The organism is Streptomyces sp. NPDC057963 (assembly GCF_042887155.1).
GTDB lineage: Bacteria > Actinomycetota > Actinomycetes > Streptomycetales > Streptomycetaceae > Streptomyces.
The window spans coordinates 145,127-165,805 of the sequence record NZ_JBHVPX010000002.1 but is presented as its reverse complement, the minus strand read 5'-3'; the positions used below and the strand labels follow the sequence as shown (position 1 = coordinate 165,805).

At 69.9% G+C, this 20,679-nt stretch carries 18 protein-coding genes and 1 tRNA gene; 8 read left to right on the top strand and 11 right to left on the bottom strand.

Annotated elements, in window-relative coordinates; translation table 11 throughout:
* The first annotated feature begins 9 nt into the window (after positions 1–9).
* From ACFVT1_RS04480 to ACFVT1_RS04455, 6 genes are all read left to right on the top strand, one after another.
* Positions 10–1,062, top strand: a complete 1,053-nt coding sequence (locus ACFVT1_RS04480; protein WP_389792475.1) for an ABC transporter ATP-binding protein — start codon at positions 10–12, stop codon at positions 1,060–1,062.
* Positions 1,062–1,970 (top strand): ABC transporter permease, encoded by a 909-nt coding sequence (locus tag ACFVT1_RS04475; RefSeq protein WP_362201639.1) that lies wholly within the window; start codon positions 1,062–1,064, stop codon positions 1,968–1,970. The genes ACFVT1_RS04480 and ACFVT1_RS04475 overlap by 1 nt, the downstream gene beginning before the upstream one ends.
* Positions 1,967–2,878, top strand: a complete 912-nt coding sequence (locus ACFVT1_RS04470; RefSeq protein ID WP_389792473.1) for an ABC transporter ATP-binding protein — start codon at positions 1,967–1,969, stop codon at positions 2,876–2,878. The genes ACFVT1_RS04475 and ACFVT1_RS04470 overlap by 4 nt, the downstream gene beginning before the upstream one ends.
* 30 nt (positions 2,879–2,908) lie before the next feature.
* Entirely contained in the window at positions 2,909–3,628 is a 720-nt protein-coding gene (locus tag ACFVT1_RS04465; RefSeq protein WP_389792471.1) for an ABC transporter permease, read from the top strand.
* A 245-nt stretch (positions 3,629–3,873) separates the two neighbouring features.
* A complete protein-coding gene (locus ACFVT1_RS04460; RefSeq protein ID WP_389792469.1) occupies positions 3,874–4,221 on the top strand; it encodes a hypothetical protein in 348 nt (115 codons plus the stop codon).
* A 309-nt stretch (positions 4,222–4,530) separates the two neighbouring features.
* Positions 4,531–4,618: transfer RNA gene (locus ACFVT1_RS04455), tRNA-Ser, on the top strand.
* A gap of 132 nt (positions 4,619–4,750) precedes the next feature.
* Here the strand turns inward: ACFVT1_RS04455 and ACFVT1_RS04450 are convergent.
* The 9 genes from ACFVT1_RS04450 to ACFVT1_RS04410 form a co-directional block, all read right to left on the bottom strand.
* On the bottom strand, positions 4,751–5,548 hold the full coding sequence (locus tag ACFVT1_RS04450) for an HAD family hydrolase (protein WP_389792468.1): 798 nt from the start codon (positions 5,546–5,548) through the stop codon (positions 4,751–4,753).
* Positions 5,545–6,834 (bottom strand): serine--tRNA ligase, encoded by a 1,290-nt coding sequence (gene serS / locus ACFVT1_RS04445; RefSeq protein ID WP_389792467.1) that lies wholly within the window; start codon positions 6,832–6,834, stop codon positions 5,545–5,547. Before serS ends, ACFVT1_RS04450 begins: the two co-directional genes overlap by 4 nt.
* 843 nt (positions 6,835–7,677) lie before the next feature.
* The gene (gene pheA, locus ACFVT1_RS04440; protein ID WP_389792465.1) at positions 7,678–8,613 is read right to left on the bottom strand and encodes a prephenate dehydratase; all 936 of its coding nucleotides are present in this window, start codon (positions 8,611–8,613) and stop codon (positions 7,678–7,680) included.
* Positions 8,614–8,640: 27 nt separating this feature from the next.
* Complete coding sequence (gene efeB / locus ACFVT1_RS04435) at positions 8,641–9,885, bottom strand: iron uptake transporter deferrochelatase/peroxidase subunit (protein WP_389793335.1); 1,245 nt, start codon at positions 9,883–9,885, stop codon at positions 8,641–8,643.
* 155 nt (positions 9,886–10,040) lie between these two features.
* Positions 10,041–12,077: a copper resistance CopC/CopD family protein gene (locus tag ACFVT1_RS04430; protein ID WP_389792463.1), complete on the bottom strand. Its 2,037-nt coding sequence runs from the start codon at positions 12,075–12,077 to the stop codon at positions 10,041–10,043.
* Positions 12,078–12,091: 14 nt separating this feature from the next.
* Complete coding sequence (locus ACFVT1_RS04425; protein ID WP_389792461.1) at positions 12,092–12,541, bottom strand: copper chaperone PCu(A)C; 450 nt, start codon at positions 12,539–12,541, stop codon at positions 12,092–12,094.
* A complete protein-coding gene (locus ACFVT1_RS04420; protein WP_389792459.1) occupies positions 12,538–13,191 on the bottom strand; it encodes an SCO family protein in 654 nt (217 codons plus the stop codon). The genes ACFVT1_RS04425 and ACFVT1_RS04420 overlap by 4 nt, the downstream gene beginning before the upstream one ends.
* Positions 13,192–13,327: 136 nt before the next feature.
* The gene (locus ACFVT1_RS04415; RefSeq protein WP_389792457.1) at positions 13,328–14,074 is read right to left on the bottom strand and encodes a YcnI family protein; all 747 of its coding nucleotides are present in this window, start codon (positions 14,072–14,074) and stop codon (positions 13,328–13,330) included.
* A gap of 192 nt (positions 14,075–14,266) precedes the next feature.
* Positions 14,267–15,070, bottom strand: coding sequence for a hypothetical protein (locus ACFVT1_RS04410; RefSeq protein ID WP_389792456.1), 804 nt, complete (start codon positions 15,068–15,070; stop codon positions 14,267–14,269).
* A 260-nt stretch (positions 15,071–15,330) separates the two neighbouring features.
* Here ACFVT1_RS04410 and ACFVT1_RS04405 point away from each other — a divergent pair, with 260 nt between their 5' ends.
* A complete protein-coding gene (locus ACFVT1_RS04405) occupies positions 15,331–15,855 on the top strand; it encodes an ATP-binding protein (protein ID WP_389792454.1) in 525 nt (174 codons plus the stop codon).
* A gap of 154 nt (positions 15,856–16,009) precedes the next feature.
* Here ACFVT1_RS04405 and ACFVT1_RS04400 read toward each other — a convergent pair whose 3' ends face one another.
* Together ACFVT1_RS04400 and ACFVT1_RS04395 are read right to left on the bottom strand one after the other, a co-directional pair.
* Positions 16,010–17,473: an aminopeptidase P family protein gene (locus ACFVT1_RS04400; RefSeq protein WP_389792452.1), complete on the bottom strand. Its 1,464-nt coding sequence runs from the start codon at positions 17,471–17,473 to the stop codon at positions 16,010–16,012.
* Between the two features lie 167 nt (positions 17,474–17,640).
* Positions 17,641–18,969 (bottom strand): PP2C family protein-serine/threonine phosphatase, encoded by a 1,329-nt coding sequence (locus ACFVT1_RS04395; protein ID WP_389792451.1) that lies wholly within the window; start codon positions 18,967–18,969, stop codon positions 17,641–17,643.
* A 664-nt stretch (positions 18,970–19,633) separates the two neighbouring features.
* Between ACFVT1_RS04395 and ACFVT1_RS04390 the strand changes: the two genes are divergently transcribed.
* The gene (locus tag ACFVT1_RS04390; RefSeq protein ID WP_389792449.1) at positions 19,634–20,356 is read left to right on the top strand and encodes a bifunctional DNA primase/polymerase; all 723 of its coding nucleotides are present in this window, start codon (positions 19,634–19,636) and stop codon (positions 20,354–20,356) included.
* Positions 20,357–20,679: the final 323 nt, after the last annotated feature.

Genomic DNA, 20,679 nt, shown 5'->3' with positions numbered 1-20,679 from the left:
ACGTCCGCTGTGGCCCGCGCCACTATCGTCGAGGACGTGACTGTGATCGCGACCGAAAGCCTGAGCAAGCGGTTCCCCCGGGTGACCGCGCTTGACCGGCTCTCCCTGGACATCGGACCCGGTGTGACCGGCCTGGTGGGTTCCAACGGAGCCGGCAAGTCCACATTGATCAAGATCCTGCTGGGTCTGTCCCCCGCCACCGAAGGCCGGGCCGCGGTGCTTGGGCTCGACGTCGCCACCAGTGGCGCCGCCATCCGGGAACGGGTCGGCTACATGCCCGAGCACGACTGCCTGCCACCGGACGTCTCGGCCACCGAGTTCGTCGTCCACATGGCGCGGATGTCCGGACTGCCACCGACGGCCGCACGTGAGCGCACCGCGGACACACTGCGCCACGTCGGTCTCTACGAAGAGCGCTACCGCCCCATCGGCGGCTACTCGACCGGCATGAAGCAGCGCGTGAAGCTGGCCCAGGCGCTGGTCCACGACCCGCAGCTGGTCCTGCTCGACGAGCCGACCAACGGTCTGGACCCGGTCGGCCGCGACGAGATGCTCGGGCTGATCCGCCGCGTGTACACGGACTTCGGCATCTCGGTCCTGGTCACCTCGCACCTCCTGGGCGAGCTCGAACGCACCTGTGACCACGTCGTCGTCATCGACGGCGGCGCGCTCCTGCGCTCCAGCTCCACCAGCGACTTCACCCAGACCACCACGACCCTCGCGGTCGAGGTCACCGACAGCGACACCCACCCGGACGGCACCGACGCGCTGCGCCGGGCCCTCACCGGAGCCGGAGTCACGCTCGTGGGCCACGACGGCCTCGACGGACAGGGGCTTCCCGGCGCGGGCCACATCCTGCTGATCGAGGCGACCGGCGAGGAGACGTACGACATCGTGCGCGACAGCGTCGCCGGGCTCGGACTCGGTCTCGTACGGATGGAGCAGCGTCGCCACCACATCGCCGAGGTCTTCCACACCGAAGGGGATCCGCAGGCCGCGGCCGTGGCACAGACCGCGTCCGCGGGCGCCGGGGCCGTACAGCAGAAGGGGAGCGGTCGGTGATGAGCACTGAGACCGGAGCCGTGAGCGGGAGCGAGACCTCCCGGATCCACAACATCGGATACCGCTCCTACGACGGCAAGCGGCTGGGCCGCGGCTACGCGCGGCGCTCGCTCTACTCGCAGTCCCTGCGGGGCTCCTTCGGACTGGGGCGTTCCGCCAAGTCCAAGGTGCTGCCGATGCTGCTCTTCGGAGTGATGTGCATGATCGCGGCGATCATCGTCGCCGTCGCCATCGCCACCCCGGGGAGCACGGCACTGCCGATCAAGTACACGGCGTTCGCGATCTACCTGCAGGCCGTCATCGGCCTCTTCCTGGCCGCGCAGGCACCGCAGTCGGTCTCCCGGGACCTGCGCTTCAAGAGCGTGCCGCTGTATTTCTCACGGCCGATCGAGCGGGGCGACTACGTCGTCGCGAAGCTGGCGGCCATGGCATCCGCGCTCTTCATCCTCACCGGGGCGCCGCTCGTCATCCTCTATGCGGGCGCGCTGCTCGGGAAGTTCGACTTCGTCGAGCAGACCAAGGGGTTCGGACAGGGGATGGTCTCGGTGGCGCTGCTCTCCGTGCTCTTCGCCGGACTCGGGCTGGTGATGGCCGCGCTGACGCCGCGCCGCGGTTTCGGTGTCGCCGCGGTGATCGCCGTGCTGACCATCTCCTACGGTGCGGTCTCCACGGTCCAGGCCATTGCCTGGCAGACGGATTCCGCCGGGGCCATCGAGTGGCTGGGGCTCTTCTCCCCCATCACGCTGATCGACGGTGTGCAGACCGCGTTCCTCGGGGCCAATACGGCCTTCCCCGGAGGGGAAGGCCCGGGAGCGGGGGCCGGCCTGGTCTATCTGATCGTTGTTCTCGCGCTCATCGCCGGCTCGTACGCCGTACTGATGCGCCGCTACCGGAGGGTCGGGCTGTGACCACCATCGAGATCGACCACACCTCGCGCTGGTTCGGCAATGTGGTCGCCGTCAACGACGTGAGCATGACGGTGGGCCCGGGTGTCACCGGGCTGCTCGGCCCCAACGGCGCGGGGAAGTCCACGCTGATCAACATGATGGCCGGTTTCCTCGCACCGTCGACGGGGACCGTCACGCTCGACGGCCAGGCGATCTGGCGCAACGAAGCGGTGTACAAGGAGATCGGGATCGTGCCGGAGCGGGAAGGGATGTACGACTTCCTGACCGGCCGCGAATTCGTCGTCGCCAACGCCGAGTTGCAGGGGCTCGGGGACGCGGAGGCGCAGAAGGCGCTGGCCACGGTCGAGATGGAGTACGCGCAGGACCGCAAGATCTCGACGTACAGCAAGGGCATGCGCCAGCGCGTGAAGATGGCGTCCGCCCTGGTCCACGAACCGTCGGTGCTGCTGCTCGACGAGCCGTTCAACGGGATGGACCCGCGCCAGCGGATGCAGCTGATGGAGCTGCTGCGGCGGATGGGGGCCCAGGGCCGTACCGTGCTCTTCTCCTCCCACATCCTCGAAGAGGTGGAACAACTCGCCTCGCACATCGAGGTGATCGTGGCGGGGCGGCACGCGGCGTCCGGTGACTTCCGGAAGATCCGCCGGCTGATGACGGACCGCCCGCACCGCTATCTCGTACGTTCCAGTGACGACCGCGCCCTCGCCGCCGCGCTCATCGCCGACCCGTCGACGGCCGGTATCGAGGTGGACCTCGGCGAACAGGCCCTGCGCATCCAGGCGGTCGATTTCGGACGCTTCACCGAGCTGCTGCCCAAGGTCGCACGTGAGCACGGAATTCGCCTTCTGACCGTTTCGCCGTCCGACGAGTCCCTCGAATCGGTCTTTTCCTATCTCGTAGCGGCCTGAGTAGTGGCCTGAAAGGAGCTGTGAAGCGTCATGTACGACCCCACAGTCGCCCGGCTCACCTACCGGGCCCTGCTCGGCCGGCGCCGGGCCGCCATCCTCTTCGTCCTGCCGGCACTGCTGGTGATCATCGCCGTGGCGGTACGGACCTTCGCCGGAGCCGATGACCAGGTCGCCTCGGATGTGCTGGGCGGCTTCGCCATCGCCACGATGGTGCCGCTGATCGGTGTGATCGCCGGAACCGGAGCCATCGGTCCCGAGATCGACGACGGATCGATCGTCTATCTGCTGGCCAAGCCGGTGAAGCGGCCGACGATCATCTTCACCAAGCTGATCGTGGCCATCGCCGTCACGATGGTCTTTTCCGCACTGCCCACGCTGATCGCGGGGCTGATCCTCAACGGCAACGGCCAGCAGATCGCGGTGGCGTACACCATCGCGGCACTGGTCGCCTCGATCGCGTACAGCTCGCTGTTCCTGCTGCTGGGCACCGTCAGCCGGCACGCGGTCGTCTTCGGCCTCGTCTACGCGCTGGTGTGGGAGGCCCTGTTCGGCACCCTGGTGCCGGGGGCGCGCACGCTCAGCGTTCAGCAGTGGTCCCTCGCGGTGGCCGAGAAGGTCGCCGGGGCGGGCACGATCACCTCCGACGTCGGGCTGCCGGTCGCGACGGTCCTGCTGACGGCGGTCACGGTGGTGGCGACCTGGTACGCGGGGCAGAAGCTGCGCACGCTGAAGCTGGCCGGGGAGGAGTGACCGGGGGCCCGTCTCCGGACACCTTCTCGGGGCTCCGTGGCTGACTCTGCGATCCCGGTCACCCCTGTCGACGTCAACCCTCGCCTGCCGGGCGGGGGTTGACGCGTTTCGGACAGCAGTACGCGTGACTGTACGGTTATCGGTTCGTTGGGCAGGGCGCGTTGGGGCGGTGAGGGGGCGGAAGTTATCCACAGGCCGCCACTCGGCTCACCCTCTACATCCGCAGAACTGTCCTCAACATCGCGATGCTTCTTCGCGACAGCGACATCGCCCGCTGCGTCCGTACGTATCTGCTCGAAGCCGAGCAGGACCTGCGCGCGGGCTACGCCTCGCTCGAACACCGCGTCCCCCGGATCGAGAGCTGCCTCGCCGGAGTGGGCGCCGCGCTTCAGGAGCTCGGGCCCGTCCTCAACCGGATGTCGCTCCGGCTCGACAGCCTCGACCGGAGACTGGACATCACCCATCAGGTCGTCGGCGCCATGAGCGTGCGGCTGGGGCACGTGTCCGAGGACCTCGTCCGTATCGACGGCAGGATGGACGATCTCGCCCGCCAACTGAAGGATCTGAGCCGCCGAGTCAGCAAGCAGCGCTGATCCGACCGGTGTTCGCGGTCTTTCGGTGATGCCCGGAAAACGGGTGGCACCGAAAGAGCGTGCCGGGCACAGTAGTGGGTGCAGCACATGCCGACGCCGGTGCGGAACGCCCCGGTGCGACCAGCAGCGAGCCGACAAGCACGCCACAGGCCGGGAGAGGAGCGCGACGATGACCGAGAGTCCGAGTCTGTCGAGTTCCCAGCAGGGCGGGCCCGAGCCGGCACCGGAGTAGTCACCGACGACTCCGCCGTGCCGATCGGAGCAGGACGCCCGGGGCGGTTCTTCCGCGCAACGCGCGGCCGCCCTCCCGGAGGATTGGCCGAGTGGTAAGGCAGCGGCTTGCTAAGCCGTCGTCGGGGCCGTGAACCCCGCGCGCGTTCGATCCGCGCATCCTCCGCAGCAACAGCAACAGCAACAGCAACAGCAATAGCACTGCCGACCGCCGGTACGGGCCCGGTCTCCGGCAGACCCGGTCTCCGGCGACGGGAGCGGTCGGAGACCGTACCTGTGCCGCCCGAGCCCGTACGGACTACAGCAGCTGTTCGAGCACCACAGCGATGCCGTCGTCCTCGTTGGACGCGGTGATCTCCTGAGCCACGGCCTTCAGATCCTCATGTGCGTTGGCCATGGCCACACCCCGCTGCGCCCAGGCGAACATCGGGATGTCGTTCGGCATGTCACCGAAGGCCAGGGTGTCCACGGCCTTCACACCCAGGCGGCGCGCGGCCAGCGAGAGTCCGGTCGCCTTGCTCAGCCCCAGAGGCAGGATCTCCACCACGCCCGGACCGGCCATGACCACGTCCACCAGGTTCCCGACAGCGGCTCGCGCGGCCTTCGCCAACGCGTCGTCGTCGAGGTCGGGGTGCTGGATGTAGACCTTGTTCAGGGGAGCCGACCACAGCTCGGCCGGGTCCTCGGCGAAGACAGCCGGAAGCGGCCCTTCCTGGACGCGGTAGCCGGGGCCGACCAGCACGTCGCCGTCGAGCCCGTCACGGCTGGCCGCCAGCGCCAATGGGCCGACCTCGGCCTCGACCTTGGACAGCGCGAGACCGGCGAGCTGCCGGTCCAGCGTCAGCGAGGTCAGCAGCTTGCGCTCGCCCGCGTGGTAGACCTGCGCGCCCTGGCCGCAGACCGCGAGCCCCTCGTAGCCCAGGTCGTCCAGGATGTGCCGGGTCCACGGGACCGCGCGGCCGGTGACGATGATGTGTGCGGCACCGGCCGCGGTGACCGCGGCCAGCGCCGCACGGGTGCGCTCGGAGACCGTGTCGTCGTTACGCAGGAGCGTGCCGTCGAGATCGGTCGCGACGAGCTTGTACGGAAAGGTCACTTGGCGACCGGCTCCAGAACCTCGCGCCCGCCCAGGTACGGACGGAGCACCTCTGGCACCCGCACCGAACCGTCGGCCAGCTGGTGGTTCTCCAGGATCGCCACGATCGTGCGCGGTACGGCGCAGAGCGTGCCGTTCAGCGTGGCCAGCGGCTGGAGAACCTTCTTGCCGTCATGGGAGTCGCGCATCCGGACGGACAGCCGGCGCGCCTGGAAGCTGTTGCAGTTCGACGCGGACGTCAGCTCGCGGTACTTGCCCTGCGTCGGGATCCACGCCTCGCAGTCGAACTTCCGGGCGGCCGAGGCCCCCAGATCGCCGGAGGCGACATCGATCACCTGGAAGGGCAGCTCAAGAGCGGTGAGCCACTGCTTCTCCCAGTCCAGGAGCCTGCGGTGCTCGGCCTCGGCGTCCGCCGGGTCGACGTACGAGAACATCTCCACCTTGTCGAACTGGTGGACGCGGAAGATGCCCCGGGTGTCCTTGCCGTACGTACCGGCTTCACGGCGGTAGCACGGCGAGAAGCCCGCGTACCGCAGCGGCAGCTTGTCGGCGTCGATGATCTCGTCCATGTGGTAAGCGGCGAGCGGGACCTCGGAGGTGCCGACCAGGTAGTAGTCGTCCTTCTCCAGGTGGTACACGTTCTCCGCGGCCTGGCCGAGGAAGCCGGTGCCCTCCATGGCGCGCGGGCGGACCAGCGCCGGCGTGAGCATCGGGACGAAGCCGGCCTCGGTGGCCTGGGCGATCGCCGCGTTGACGAGGGCCAGCTCCAGCAGCGCGCCGACACCCGTCAGGTAGTAGAAGCGCGAGCCGGAGACCTTGGCGCCACGTTCCATGTCGATGGCGCCGAGCATCTCGCCGAGCTCCAGGTGGTCCCTGGGCTCGAAGCCCTCGGCCCCGAAGTCACGGATCGTGCCGTGCGTCTCCAGGACGACGAAGTCCTCCTCGCCGCCGATCGGCACGTCCTCGTGGACGATGTTGCCGAGCCGGAGCATCAGGCGCTTGGCCTCCGCGTCGGCCTCGACCTGCGCCGCGTCGGCCGCCTTGACGTCGGCCTTCAGCTGCTCGGCCTTCTTCAGGAGCTCGGCGCGCTCCTCGGGCGAAGCCTTGGGGATGAGCTTGCCGAGCGCTTTCTGCTCGGAGCGGAGTTCGTCGAAGCGGACGCCGGACGACCTGCGCCGCTCGTCGGCGGAGAGAAGGGCGTCGACGAGCTCGACGTCCTCTCCACGGGCGCGCTGGGAGGCGCGAACACGGTCGGGGTCCTCACGAAGCAGGCGAAGGTCAATCACCCCTCCAGGCTACCGGTGCGCGCTTCTCCGGCTCGAACCGATATGGCCAAGCGTGTCACTTTGTCCGAATTGCCGGAATTGGCAATGCTGGAAGATGTGGAATCGCCGGAGTTGGTCTCGGTTGATCTCGGCTGAACTTAGTCGTCAATAAAAAGAGTTTATTCCCCTAAAAGGTGCAGAAGGCATCGGTCGTCTTGACGCATCTTCCGTGCGAGGAAGGGGAGTTGATCGTTGCTTGTCCACAGGTGCGGGCAGTTCCCGGAGTTATCCACAGGCTGTGAAGAAAATCTGTGGACACTGGGGTCGGGCATTCTCAAAGCCACTTGAGGGCTCACGGATTCCCCGTTCAAACCCACTTCAGGTGCTCGTTCAGGTGGGAATTTTCCATTTTGAAGAGTTGATCAACGGAATTGGAGTGACACGGGACGACCCAGGTGACCTTCTGGCCTGTGGACGCTTCTGAGGAAACTGGGGCGATATGTCGACCATGTCGCATTGGAGCTCCATCGAGTGTCGACTTGTCCCCAGGTCGAGAGCCGGCTCTGTGGATAACTCTGTGGATGGCGAAAATCGGCAGTTAATACTGTCGGCTGTGCGCGCACGCCGCGCCGGTGGTGCGGACGCATCAGCATCCGGGCCGGGGCGGGCCGCCGGCCCCCGGAATCGCCGCCCCTGAAACCACTGGCCCCCTGAGTGGTCAGCCCCGGAACCACTGGCCCCGGGAACAACCGACCTCCGGAACCGCCGCCCCCTGAGCGTTCAACCCCTGAGCCGTCAGCCCCGCCCGGCATGGTCGGCGCTCACGGCTGTCGGCCCCGTGCCGCGCCCCATACAGCCGAGCCCTCAGCCCCGCCCGTCCAGATTGCGGGCCAGCCAGTCGGAGGCTTCCATGAACTCCGCGTCCGACGTACCCGCCCGCAGCGGCCGTACCTCCTGCAGTGCCACCCCGGCACGCGGGTACGACCCGAGGAACCGCACCTTCGGGCAGATCCGCTTCAGCCCCATCAACGCCTCGCCGACGCGACGGTCCGCGATGTGGCCCTCGGCGTCCACGGCGAAGCAGTAGTTCCCGATTCCGGCACCCGTCGGCCGCGACTGGATCAGCATCAGGTTCACCCCGCGCACCGCGAACTCCTGGAGCAGTTCGAGCAACGCACCGGGGTGGTCCTCGCCCAGCCAGATGACCACCGACGTCTTGTCCGCGCCCGTCGGCGCCGCCGGCCGGGCCGGGCGGCCCACCAGGACGAACCGGGTCTGCGCGTTCACCGCGTCATGGATCTCGGTCACCAGCGGTTCGAGGCCGTAGGTCGCCGCCGCGAACTCACCGGCGAAGGCGGCGTCGTACCGCCCCTCCTGCACCAGCCGGGCACCGTCGGCGTTGGAGGCCGCGGACTCCCACACGGCGTCCGGGAGATGGGCGGCCATCCAGTTGCGCACCTGCGGCTGCGCGGCCGGGTGCGCGGTGACCGACTTGATGTCGGTCAGTTTGGTACCGGGCCGCACCAGCAGCGCGAAGGTGATGGAGAGCAGCACCTCGCGGTAGATCATCAGCGGTTCGCCGGTGGTCAGCTCGTCGAGCGTCGCGGTGATGCCGCCCTCCACGGAGTTCTCGATCGGTACGAGCGCTGCCGCGGCCTCCCCGTTGCGCACCGCGTCCAGAGCCACCGGTACGGAGACCATCGGGACGAGTTCGCGGGTGGCAGCTTCCGGGAGCGTACGGAGGGCGACCTCGGTGAAGGTGCCTTCGGGGCCGAGATATGCGTAGCGCGTGGCGGACATACCGTCACCCTAATGCGCCCGGGTCGCTCAGGACTCCAAGAGCCGCTGCCCCACGTACTCGCCGTCCGCCGCGCCACCCGGCACCGCGAACAGGCCGCTGGCCTCGTGCCGGATGAACGGCGACAGGGCATCCCCCCGGTCCAGCTTCCGCTGCACCGGGACGAACCCCCGCAGCGGATCCGCCTGCCAGCAGACGAACAGCAGCCCCGCGTCCGGCGTGCCGTCCGCCGCGATGCCGTCGTGGTACGAGAAGGGGCGCCGCAGCATGGCCGCGCCGCTGTTCTTCTCGGGGGAGGAGATCCGGGCGTGGGCGTTGTCCGGGATCAGGAGCTTGCCGTCGGCGCCCGCCTTGTCGAGGTCCATCGCGGTGGTCTCGGTTCCGCCGCTCAGCGGAGCGCCGTCCTTCTTGCGGCGCCCTATGACCTGCTCCTGTCGTTCCACCGGGAGCTTCTCCCAGTCGTCGAGCAGCATCCTGATCCGGCGTACGACGGCATACGAGCCACCGGCCAGCCAGTCGTACTTCTGATCCGTCCCTTCGGGGACGAAGACGCGCCGGTCGAAGTCGCTCTCGGCGGGCTTGGGGTTGGCGGTGCCGTCGATCTGGCCCATCAGGTTGCGGGCGGTCATCGGCTGCGCGGTGGCGCCGGGGCTGCGGTTGAAGCCGTTCATCTGCCAGCGGACCCTGGCTGCCGGGGCGGCCTCCTTCTGTACGGCGCGCAGCGCGTGGAAGGCGACGAGTGCGTCGTCGGCGCCGATCTGGACCCAGAGGTCACCGTCGGAGCGCTTGGTGTCGAGGTGGTCGGAGGAGAACGGCGGCAGCGGGTCGAGCCCCGGTGGCTGGTGGCCGACCAGGCCGGTGCGATCGAAGAAGGTGCGGCCGAAGCCGAAGGTGACGGTCAGCGAGGACGGTCCGGCATCCAGCGCGATGCCGGTGTCATGGGCGGCGCCGTCCGCCGCGCCGCTGCCGGCGGGTTCGCCGGCCATCAGGCGCCGGGCCACGGCCGACCAGCGGCGCATCAGGGCGGCCGCTTCCTTCCGTCCCGCACCGGGAGCCAGATCGAAGGCGACGAGATGGCCGCGGGCCTGAAGCGGAGTGGTGATCCCCGGTTGATGTTTCCCGTGAAACATCACCTGGGTGGACCCGACCTCGGTCAGTGCGGTCGGCTTGCCGGGCCGGGTCGCGGCATAGCCGGTCGCACCGCCCGCCGCGCCCAGGACCAGCCCGGTCGCACCGGCCACGCCGGCGCTGCCGAGCAGCCGCCGGCGGGAGATGGCGCCGCTGCCGCGGGCTCCGCCGTCCCCGCTGCCCGCGGCGGGCTCTCTGCCGCCGGTGGGGGGCGCGCCGCCTGCGGAGGTCTTCGCGCCGCCTGCGGAGGTCTTCCGGTTGTCGGGGGAGGTCCTGCTGCTTTTTCCGCTCACGATCCTGCTCAGCCGATCTTCACGTTCTTGTCGATGGTCGTCTGATCGATGTCCGACGTCCGTACGGTCACTGCGACCTTCCAGTCGCCCGCCATGGGGATCTGGACGCCGCTCGCGGTCCAGTGGCCCTCGGTGAGCCGGACAGGGGCGACGGGAAGCGGGCCGATGTCCTTGGACTCCAGAGTGAAGGCGAGCTTCAGTTCGGGGACGTCCATGGCCTTTCCGTCGGTGCTGTCGATCCAGAGGTGGAGCTCATTGGTGCCGGTACGGGCGGGGTCGATGTCCATCCGCACGGTTCCCTTGCCGTTCTTGCCGCCGGTGTCGAAGGGCAGCGTCAGGTTGACCGGGCCCGTGGCTGCGGGGGCGGTTGCCGCCGTGGAGCCGCGGGCCGCTTCCTCCTCGGTACGTCCCGGCTCGGTCGAGGTCAGTACGGTCGCCACGGCCAGCAGCGCCACGGCGACTGCGACCTCCGCCAGTACCGAACGGCGCAGCCCGGACCGCTCGGGGTCGGCATCGCGGACCCGCTTCTTCTCGGCGGTGGCCACGGCGGCCCGCTGCCGGGCGAGCTGGGCCGCCCGTGCGGGGTCCCCGGAGGCGGGCGACGGCGTCACCGGGGCGGCCTCCTCTTCTTCCACCCCGGCCCCGGCCTTCGCCTCGGCCCCGGCCTTCGCCTCGGCCCCGGCCTTCGCCTCGGCCCCGGTCTTCGCCTCGGCCCTGGTCTCCAGCCCGGCCCCGGTTTCCTCTTCCGCCGCGGCGGCTCCGTTCATGACCAGTCGCGCGGTCCAGCGGCGTGAGAACCAGGCGATCCCGACCAGGACGGCGACGAGCCCCACCTTCACGAGCAGCAGCTGCCCGTACCCCGTGCCGGTCAGGGCGGACCAGGTGCCGACCTGGCGCCAGGACTGGTAGACCCCGGTGGCGGTGAGCACGAGCACGCTGCCGAACGCGACACGGGAGAAGCGCCGTACGGCCGTCGCTCCGATGTCCGGCGTCCGGTACAGCGCGACCAGCAGGGCCGTCAGCCCACCCAGCCACGCCGCGACGGCCAGCAGGTGGAGGATGTCGATCGGCATGGCGATGCCCGGCTGGAGCCCGGTCGAGGCGTGTTCGGCGAGTGCCCAGGTCCCGGCGATCCCGGCGGCGATCACGGTGCCGCCGATGGCCAGTCCGAAGGTGAGGTCCTTCTTCTCGCGCTCGTCCTCGCGCTTCGCGTACGCCCCGAACAGCACGGCGATGAAGAGTGCGGAAGCGCCGAGCAGCAGGAGCCGGGATACGAGCGCCGCGCCGGGCTTGGTGTCGAGGACAGCCTTCAGACCGTCGAGGTCGAAGGCGTCCCCCAGTTTCCCGGAGCCGGTGTACGGGTTGCGCAGGAGGAGCATGGCCAGGGTGGCCACGGTGAGGGTCATCCAGCCGCGTACGACCAGGTGTTGCAGCGGCCGTGCACCCGCCCCGCGCTGCCAGCAGGCCAGCACGAAGGCCGCGCCTCCCGCCAGCAGGATGAAACCGGCGTACGCGGCATAGCGCGCGACGCCGTAGAGGGTGCCGACGAGGCCGCCCCCCGCCTCGTCGGCCGGGAGGGCGACCTTGGTCTTGGAGGGGGCCCCGATGGAGAAGGTGAAGGCGCCCGAGACGGGGTGGCTGTCCGCCGAGACGGCCTGCCAGGCAACGGTGTACGTGCCGTCGGGCAGCCCGGCGTGCAGCGTGACCCCGTACTTCACGGTGGAGCCGCTCTGCAGATCACGTGGTGCGGCGCCGGTGTCGGCGCGTTTGCCGTCGGGGTCCAGGACCCGGACGGAGCCGTCGCTCATGGCGACCTGTTCGGAGAAGGTGAGCGTGATCTCCTTGGGAGCGGTGCCGACCACCGCCCCGTCCTGCGGATCGCTCCCGGTGAGCGCGGCATGCGCGGACGCGGGGCCCGCGCCGCCCAGCAGCAGGCCGAACACCATGCCGACGAGGGCGGCCAGGAGCGCGGCCGCGGCGAGCGGCCGGCGCGGTGCGGGAGCGGCCGGGGGCGGTCCGAAGTGCGGGACGGTGGTGGCTGTCATGGCGAGTCAGGCCCTCACTGCTTCTTCGGGTTGTGGGTGGTCTCCTTCACGGGAAGGTCGATCTTTATCGGGTCGGCCTTCTCGAAGTGCAGCTCCACAGATACCTTCTCGCCCTGCTTGGGCCGCTGCTTGAGCTTCATGAACATGATGTGGTTCCCGCCGCGCTCCAGATCCAGCTCGCCGCCCGCGGGCACCTCGAAGGACGACACCATGCGCATCGTCTGGTTCTTCGTCTCGTGGATCGTGATGTCGTCCGAGAGCGGGCTGGTGACGGAGGTGAGCCGGTCGGAGGTGTCCCCGCTGTTCCGTATGACGAGGAAACCGGCCGCCATGTCGCTGACGGGCTGCGGCATGAACGCGCCGCTCACCTTCAGCTCGGGCTTGCTGTCCGAGGACGAGCACCCCGCCAGCATCAGCCCGGTGGCGAGGGCGACGACACCCATGAGGGTGGTGCGGCGGTTCACGGGTTCTCCCCCTTGATGATCTTGGGGAGGTCCTTGGTGTAGTCGTCGGGCGAGGTGTCCTCGCTGTATACGAGGTAGCCCTTGTCGGTCTTCGGGGAGAACGCGATGACCTGGGATCCGTGCATCGAGACGATCGTGCCGTCCTTCTCCTTCTTCGGGGCGTCGATGCCGATGCCGATCTGGCGCGCGCCCGCCTGGATGGTCGGGAAGTCGCCGGTGAGGCCGATGAAGGAGGCGTCCTGGGACTTGAGCCAGGTGCCCAGCGAGGACGGCGTGTCGCGCTCGGGGTCGGTGGTCACGAAGACCACCTGGAGCTTGTCCTGGTCGGCCTTGGGCAGGGACTTCTTGGCGATGGCGATGTTGCTCATGATGAGCGGGCAGACGTCGGGGCAGTTGGTGTAGCCGAAGTAGATCAGTGTCGGCTTGCCCTTGGTCCGCGCACGGAGGTCGTACTTCTCGCCGTGGGTGTCGGTGAGGACGAGGTCGGGCTTGGTGAACGGCTGGTCGAGTACCGTCGCGGCCTTGGTCTTGGCCTCGACGGACACATCGGCGATGGGTTTCTTCGCGCCGTCGTCGCTGCTGCCGCAGGCGGACAGGGTGAGTGCGGCCGCGGCGGCGAACGCCGCGGCCAGCACAGTTTTCTTACGCATGGAGCACTGATTCCTGGTGGGTCGATGGGGCGGTGGGGCTGTGGAACCGGTGGGGTCTCGGGACCGGTACGGCTGTGGGCCGTGGGAGCGTCGGGGCCCGGGACCCGTGGGGCTCCCGGACCCGTGGGGCTCCGGATCAGGCGGTGCGGCGCCGGCCCGCGAGGACGCCGAAGGCCACCCCCGCGATACCGATGACGATGCCGACGATGCCGAGGACGCGGGCCGTGGTGTCACTGGAGGACTCGTCCGACGCGGCCGCCGTCTGCTTGCCCGCCGCCTGCGCGGCGGCGTCGGCACCGCTCTTGTCGTCGGCGCCGGCGCCGTGCTCACCGGCGGTCGCCGCGGTCAGCTTGAGGACCGGTGCCGGGCTCTCGGGCTCGTCGGCACCGTCCTTCTGCTCCTCGATCCAGCGGACGACTTCCTTGTTGTCGTACGTCTGGATGGCCTTGAACACCAGCTGGTCGGCGTTCTCGGGGAGCTGGCCGATGGAGAGCGGGAACTGCTGGAAGCTGCCCGGCCGGATACCGCGCCCGTCCTTGTCGCCCGTGGCCGTCCAGGTGACCTTGGAGACGGCCTCGTTGATCTTCTGGCCGTGCATCTCCAGAGGCTTGGCCAGCTTGCTCTTGGCGACCTCGATGTCCCAGCCGGGCACGGCCTGCGGCATGACCGAGGCCAGCGGGTGATCGGTCGGGAAGTTGACCTCGACCTTGGTCGTCGAGGCGTTGTCGCGCTCGTTGGGGACCTTGAAGTTGACGGTGGCGTAACCGCCCTTGGCGGCCTCACCCTGCGGCTGCACGCTGACGTGCGCGGAGGCCGTACCGGCGAGGATCAGCACGGTGGACGCGGCGATGCCGCCGGCGAGGGCGATGCGGGAAACGTTCATGACAGGAATCACTCCACGGAAGCACGAAAGGTGGTCCGGCGCGCGGATGCGCGACGGCATTGCGACACCTCTTCCCCCTATGCGGCGTGTGTGCACGACGCGTACGGCACCGACGCGTACGCGCCGTGTGGCGCTTGTGCGTCGAGCGGTACGTGCGTCGAGTGGCACGTGCATCGGGTGGCGGTTGTCGCGTCAGGCTGCGCGTGCGTATGCGGGGGGCGGCCCGCGCCTGATCACCATGTGCTGCAACGGGTCCCCGGTGGCGGGGGCCGGGGTGTCGACCGAGGTACGGAGGGTGCGCGGCCCGGTCGCCGGGGCGCCGGGCAGTCCGGCGCGCAGGGCGTTCACGAGCGCGAGCGCGGCGCGCAGCGCGCGCAGCCGGGCGCCGGCCGCGACCTGCTGGGCGCCGTGCGCGGACAGCCGGGCGAGCCGGAACAGGGCGATCTCGCCGCGCCGCAGCAGCCAGCCGGTAGCCACGGCGGCCAGCAGGTGGCCGAGCAGCATCGGCAGGCTGGGCAGCGGACCGGTGAGGCCGGCCGGGTCCGAGCCGGCGGCGGAGGCCATGTGCTGGTGTCCGCGGGCCGCCACCGACGCCGGGTCGATGCCCGCGGTGGTGACGATGCGGTGCGCTTCGGCGGCGTTCAGCTGCGCCGGTCCCATGCCGCAGACGAGGCTTGCCGCGAACCTGATCAGCGAGTCGTCGCCCGCGGCGGTGCCCGTCGGGGCGGTGTGCGTACCCAGGCCGAAGAGGGTGTGCAGGGCGAGCTGTCCGCCGGCCAGCGCGGTGGCGATGGACGGCAGCGAGCGCTCGCGTCCGGCAAGCGGTGCCGCCACCGCGAAGACCCCCAGCAAGCCGGCGAGCAGCGTCCACCAGGGGACAGCCGCGCAGGATGCCAGGGAGTGGCCTGCCGCGGACAGCGCGACGCAGACCGCGGTGAACACCGCGGCCCTCAGGAGCCGCAGACCGGCTCCGGCGCGTGCGACAGGCATAGACATGGCGGGGCCATCATCGCACCGTGCCCCGGGCTTCCGTGCGGCAGGTCCGGAAGGTCGCCTTCCGCCCGGTTGGGTGGGGGACGGGGGTGCCGTGGCCGGATCCGGGCGCCGGTCGGGACGATCGGCCGGGTCGGGCATACACGGGTGCGGGGAACGCTGGTATCCGCCGAATGAGCGGTGTCACATCCGGTGCGCGCTTACGAACGGCCCCGCGCGGCAATACGTATCGGTATGTCGAGCCGCAGCCAGGAGGCTGGAGCATGAGCATCTGGTGGTCCCTCCATTTGCGGCGTGAGGCTGCGAGCGTTCCGCTCGCCCGTCGTTTCCTGCTGGGCACGATGGAGACCGCGGGCGTCGATCCGGAGATCTCCTTCGACCTGTCGGTCGCGCTCACCGAGGCCTGTGCGAACGCCGTTGAACACGGTGGCGACCACAAGGTCCAAGGCGAACAGAGCGTCGGCCGGGATCCGTGGGACGTATGGGAAGAGCTGCCCGGGACGGCCTCCGGACAGTACCGGGTCACCGCGTATCTGGACGGCGAGAAGTGCCGTATCGAAGTCGCCGATTCGGGACCGGGCTTCCCCGCCCGGCGCACGCTGCGCTCGTCCGCGCGGCAGCACGATCCCCAGTACCCGCCGCTCGGCGCGGAGGACGGCCGGGGGCTCTGTCTGATCGAGCAGCTCGCCGATCACGTCCACTTCCGCAACCGTCCCGGACGCGGTGCCGTGGTGAGCTTCGACAAGGTCCTGAAATGGCGGAAGGACGCCCTGCTCATGGTGTCCTGAGCGGGGCGTCCTTCGACGCGTGGAAGACCGGTTACCGGGCCTGCCGGGCCTGTCGGGCCCCTTTTTTCGGCCCTCGGAGCCCCCAGGAGCCCCGGGACCCGGCCCTTGGGACTCAGCCTTTGAGAAGCAGCCCCTGAGACCCGGCCTCTGAGACTCAGCCCTTGAGCTGAGCCATCCATGCCTCGACCTCGTCGGCCCGGCGCGGCAGCTTGTCGGAGAGGTTCCGGTTCCCGTCCTCGGTGACGAGGATGTCGTCCTCGATCCGGACGCCGATGCCCCGGTACTCCTCGGGCACGGTCAGGTCGTCGGTCTGGAAGTACAGACCGGGCTCGACCGTGAGGCAGACACCGGGCTCCAGCGTCCCGCTGACGTACGTCTCGGTGCGCGCGGCGGCGCAGTCGTGGACGTCCATGCCGAGCATGTGGCCGGTGCCGTGCAGCGTCCAGCGGCGCTGGAGGCCCAGCTCCAGGACCTTCTCCACGGACAGGTCGCCCAAAAGGCCCCACTCGACGAGCTTCTCGGTGAGTACGCGCTGTGCCGCGTCGTGGAAGTCGCGGAAGTCGGCACCGGGCTTGACGGCCGCGATACCCGCTTCCTGCGCCTCGTACACCGCGTCGTAGATCTTCCGCTGCAGCGGCGTGAACGTGCCGCTGATCGGAAGGGTGCGGGTCACATCGGCGGTGTAGAGGTCATTGGTCTCCACACCGGCGTCGAGCAGCAGCAGGTCGCCGGAGCGCACCGGGCCGTCGTTGCGCACCCAGTGCAGGGTGGTGGCGTGCGGGCCGGCGGCGCAGATCGAGCCGTAGCCGATGTCGTTGCCCTCGATGCGGGCGCGCAGGAAGAAGGTGCCCTCGATGTAGCGCTCGCTCGTCGCCTCGGCCTTGTCGAGGACCTTCACGACGTCCTCGAAGCCGCGTGCGGTGGCGTCGCAGGCCTTCTCCAGTTCGGCGATCTCGAAGGCGTCCTTGACCAGGCGGGCCTCGGAGAGGAAGACGCGCAGTTCCTCGTCGCGCTCGGCGGTGACCTTGTCGGTCAGCGCGGCCTCGATGCCGGAGTCGTGGCCGCGGACGTTGCGGACCGGGCCGGTGGCCTCGGCCAGCGCGGCCGGGAGCTCGCGGACGTCCTTCGCCGGGATGCCCAGCAGCTGCTCGGCTTCGGTGAGGGAGTGGCGGCGGCCCACCCACAGCTCGCCCTGGCCGTCGAGCCAGAACTCGCCGTTCTCGCGGTTGGAGCGCGGCAGCAGGTGGATGGTCGCCTCGTGCCCGTCCCGGGTCGGCTCCAGGACGAGGACGCCGTCCTGGGTCTGGTCACCGGTGAGGTACGCGTACTCGGTGGAGGCGCGGAAGGCGTATTCGGTGTCGTTGGAGCGGGTCCTCAGGTTGCCCGCGGGGACGACCAGGCGCTCACCGGGGAAGCGCGCGGAGAGCGCGGCGCGGCGGGCGGCGGTGTGCTCGGCCTGGGCGATCGGTTCGAGGCCGTGGAGTTCCGTATCGGCCCAACCGGACTTCATGTTCGCGGCGAGTTCATCGGAGACGCCCGGGTACAGGCCGTTCTTCCGCTGCTTGACCGTCGCTTCTTCTTCGGTCTCCGGGGTCTCCGGGGTGAGCTCCTCAGCCACGACTTGTCTCTCCTTGATACGACACTGGACCCCGTCCATCGTACGGGTGTACGGAAGGGGGCACAGGGACGGAAGACCTGTTACACGGCCTGGCCGGGACGGGCCGGGGACGTGGCCCGGATCCCGCCCCGGCCGGCCGGGGCGGGGCGGGGCGGGACGCGCAGCCCTCAGTCGAAGCGCGCGGCCAGAACGACCACGTCCTCCGCGCTGTCGTCCTGGTCGAGACCGTCCGGCAGGACGGTCCGCAGCACATGGTCGGCGACGGATCCGGCGTCGTCGCGCAGTGCCTTCGGCACCCGTGCCGCCGCCGAGTGGAGCCGTGCGAAGGCCCGGTCCGTCGAGTCGCCGGTACGGCGCAGCAGCCCGTCGGTGTAGAGGAGTACGGTCTCGCCGGGCGCCGGGGTGATCTCCACGCTGGGCGCCTCCCAGCAGGCGAGCATGCCCAGCGGCGCGGAGACCGAGGTCTCGATGAACTCGGTGCGCCGGTCGCCGATCACGAGTGGCGGGGTGTGGCCCGCACCGGCCAGCAGGATCTTGCGGCGGGCGGGTTCGCAGTAGGCGAACAGGGCGGTCGCGGAACGGGCGGGTTCGGTCAGCCGCAGCAGCAGTTCCAGGTCCGAGAGCACGGCGACCGGATCCTCGCCCTCCATAACGGCGTACGCCCGCAGACCGGCACGCAGCCGGCCCATGGCGGCCAGGGCGCGGGGCCCGGAGCCGCTCACCGAGCCCACGGCGAGACCGAGCGCGCCCTCCGGCAGGGCCAGCGCGTCGTACCAGTCGCCGCCCCCCAGCGGGGCCGCGTGGTGGCGTACGGCCAGCTGCACGCCGGTGACCCGGGGCAGCCGGGTGGGCAGCAACTCCTCCGTGACGGTGGCGACATCGGCCCTGGCGCGCTCCAGCTCCAGCAGCCTGGCCAGATGCTCGCCGGCGTGTCCGGCGTAGAGGTCGACGAGATGGCGTTGGCGTTCCAGTGGTTCGGCGGGTTCGTCGTACAGCCAGACGGCGGCACCGAGCCTGCCGGTCGCTTCGGCGGTGAGCGGCAGGGCGTAGCTGGCGGCGTAGCCGAGTCGGGCGGCGACCTCGCGGCGGCGGGGGTCGAGAGCGGTGTCACCGAGCAGGTCGGGGGTGGTCCGCGCCCCTTCGGTGTCCGGGAGCCCTTCGAGGATCCGGCCGTAGGAGGTGGCGCTGCGCGGCACCGTCTCGATGTGTCCGAGCTCGGCGTGGGCGAGTCCGAGGCCGATGGTGCTGGTGGGGCCGCGGCGGTCGGACGGTTCGAAGACGACCAGCCCGCGGCGGGCGCCGACAAGGGCGGCTCCGGCGTCCAGCAGTTCGTGCAGTGCGTCGTCGAGCGTGCTGGTTCTGGCCAGTCGCTCGGTGTGTTCGTGCAGCGTGGTGAGATCGGAGACCCAGCCGGCCAGCCGGTCGTGGACGAATGATCCGGGGGCGGCCGGTACTCCGGACAGAGAACCGGCAGTGTGCGCTGAAACAGGAACCATGGGATCGATTCCAGCCACTTTCGGCAGGTGCGGGGCGCTCATGACAGTCGGCTTTCCCACCGGTGCGATTCGTCGAATAGCATCGCAAACCCCCATGTCATTCTGCGCCGCTATCAGTGCATCCACATGTACACGTAGCGTCCACATGTACACGCACAAGTAAGGCGATGTCCAGCATTGTCCGTACGGGATTTGTGGTGTCCGAGCGGATGCTAAGTTGGCTGAAAAATGCACCCCGGGGCGGTTATTTGCGGTCGACTGGGCGTGCTCGACAAGGGGGTGTTCTCGGGGTGAAGTCCCGGAGGAAGCGTCATTTCGGGCATGCTGGGTACGTAATCGATGATGGCCAGGGGCAGTTCTGATCGCCCCGGAACCCGGCAGTGGGCCCGGGCGTCCTCTTCTGTGACGGCCACGCCCCACCCCCGAGTGGCGGGGTCTGCACCCTGGGGCGACAGGCGCGATGCGTGCGCCGCTCCCCGCCGCGATTGTGTCCGGACCCGTCCCGCCCCTGCTCGACCAGGCTCGGCCCATGCTCGGTACCGACGACCCGCCCGTACCGCAGATTCGAAGAGCATGTACGCACAGTGAAGAGATAGGCGCGCGCTGTGACGGGCGCGTGATGTGATGTGGACCCTCGGCGTTCAACGGAAAGGAACGAGCGCTCATGCGCGAGATCCTCGGAAGGCGACGCAGGCTCCGGCTCCGGCGCAAGGGAAGGCCCGCCCAGCTCGACGCGGTCCTGACCTGTGCCACGGCATGGCAGTGGCCCGTGCTCCCCGGAGTGGGACTGGAGGCGGCCGGTGGCCGCAGTGACCGCGGCCGTGGTTGCGCCTGCCCCGATCCCGAGTGCGTCGTACCCGGCGCACATCCCTTCGACCCCGGTCTCCTCGCGGCGACCACCGACGAGCGCATGGTGCGGTGGTGGTGGACGAACCGGCCCACCGCTCCGATCGTGCTGGCCACCGGCGGGCGCGCCCCGTGCGCGCTGAGCCTGCCGGCCGTGGCCGCCGCCCGTGCGCTGGCCGACCTGGACCGGATGGGCACGCGGCTCGGCCCCGTGGTGGCGACGCCGACCAGGTGGTCGCTGCTGGTCGCCCCGTACACCCTCGAACGGCTCGGCGAGCTGCTGCACGCCCAGGACTGGGTGCCCAGTTCGCTGCGATTCCACGGCGAGGGCGGCTATCTCGTCCTTCCGCCGTCCGAGGTGGGGGCGGGGCAGGTGCGCTGGGAACGGGCTCCCGCGCCGGGCCCCCGGCCGGGCTCGAACCGGGGAGCCGTCGCCGCCGGGCCTGCCGCGCCGTGGCTGCCGGATGTGGGGGCGGTGCTCGACGCGCTGGTCGAGGCGAGCAATGGCGCACCGGACGGCGGCAGTCGGCTCGCCTACTGAGGCTGAGGCCGGTTCACTCGCTGAGGTCGGCCCACTCGCTGAGGCCGGTTCACTTGCGCAGGCCGGCTCGCCCGCCGAGGCCGACTCACTCGCTCGGACGTGGGTCGGCCCGAGGTGCCGGAACAAAAGGGGCATGTGGTGCCTGGGTGTCGATATCTCCGTCGATATCCCCGTCGGCCCGTCAGGAATTCGGGCGAAGCCGACAGACGTCGACGGGGGTGACGGGAGTATGCGGATGAGGCCGTGCGTATTTCCCGGACCCTCTCTCCGCCCCGGTTCTCCCCGTCTTCGATCTCCCGTCGGTCCATGAAGAATCTGCCGCT

Bases quoted from the DNA above. Each gene is read 5' to 3' on its own strand.
- ACFVT1_RS04475 (WP_362201639.1), top strand. From the start codon at position 1,062: ATGAGCACTGAGACCGGAGCCGTGAGCGGGAGCGAGACCTCCCGGATC.
- ACFVT1_RS04465 (WP_389792471.1), top strand. From the start codon at position 2,909: ATGTACGACCCCACAGTCGCCCGGCTCACCTACCGGGCCCTGCTCGGC.
- ACFVT1_RS04460 (WP_389792469.1), top strand. From the start codon at position 3,874: ATGCTTCTTCGCGACAGCGACATCGCCCGCTGCGTCCGTACGTATCTG.
- pheA (WP_389792465.1), bottom strand. From the start codon at position 8,613: ATGTCCGCCACGCGCTACGCATATCTCGGCCCCGAAGGCACCTTCACC.
- ACFVT1_RS04430 (WP_389792463.1), bottom strand. From the start codon at position 12,077: ATGACAGCCACCACCGTCCCGCACTTCGGACCGCCCCCGGCCGCTCCC.
- ACFVT1_RS04420 (WP_389792459.1), bottom strand. From the start codon at position 13,191: ATGCGTAAGAAAACTGTGCTGGCCGCGGCGTTCGCCGCCGCGGCCGCA.
- ACFVT1_RS04415 (WP_389792457.1), bottom strand. From the start codon at position 14,074: ATGAACGTTTCCCGCATCGCCCTCGCCGGCGGCATCGCCGCGTCCACC.
- ACFVT1_RS04410 (WP_389792456.1), bottom strand. From the start codon at position 15,070: ATGTCTATGCCTGTCGCACGCGCCGGAGCCGGTCTGCGGCTCCTGAGG.
- ACFVT1_RS04405 (WP_389792454.1), top strand. From the start codon at position 15,331: ATGAGCATCTGGTGGTCCCTCCATTTGCGGCGTGAGGCTGCGAGCGTT.
- ACFVT1_RS04395 (WP_389792451.1), bottom strand. From the start codon at position 18,969: ATGGTTCCTGTTTCAGCGCACACTGCCGGTTCTCTGTCCGGAGTACCG.
- ACFVT1_RS04390 (WP_389792449.1), top strand. From the start codon at position 19,634: ATGCGCGAGATCCTCGGAAGGCGACGCAGGCTCCGGCTCCGGCGCAAG.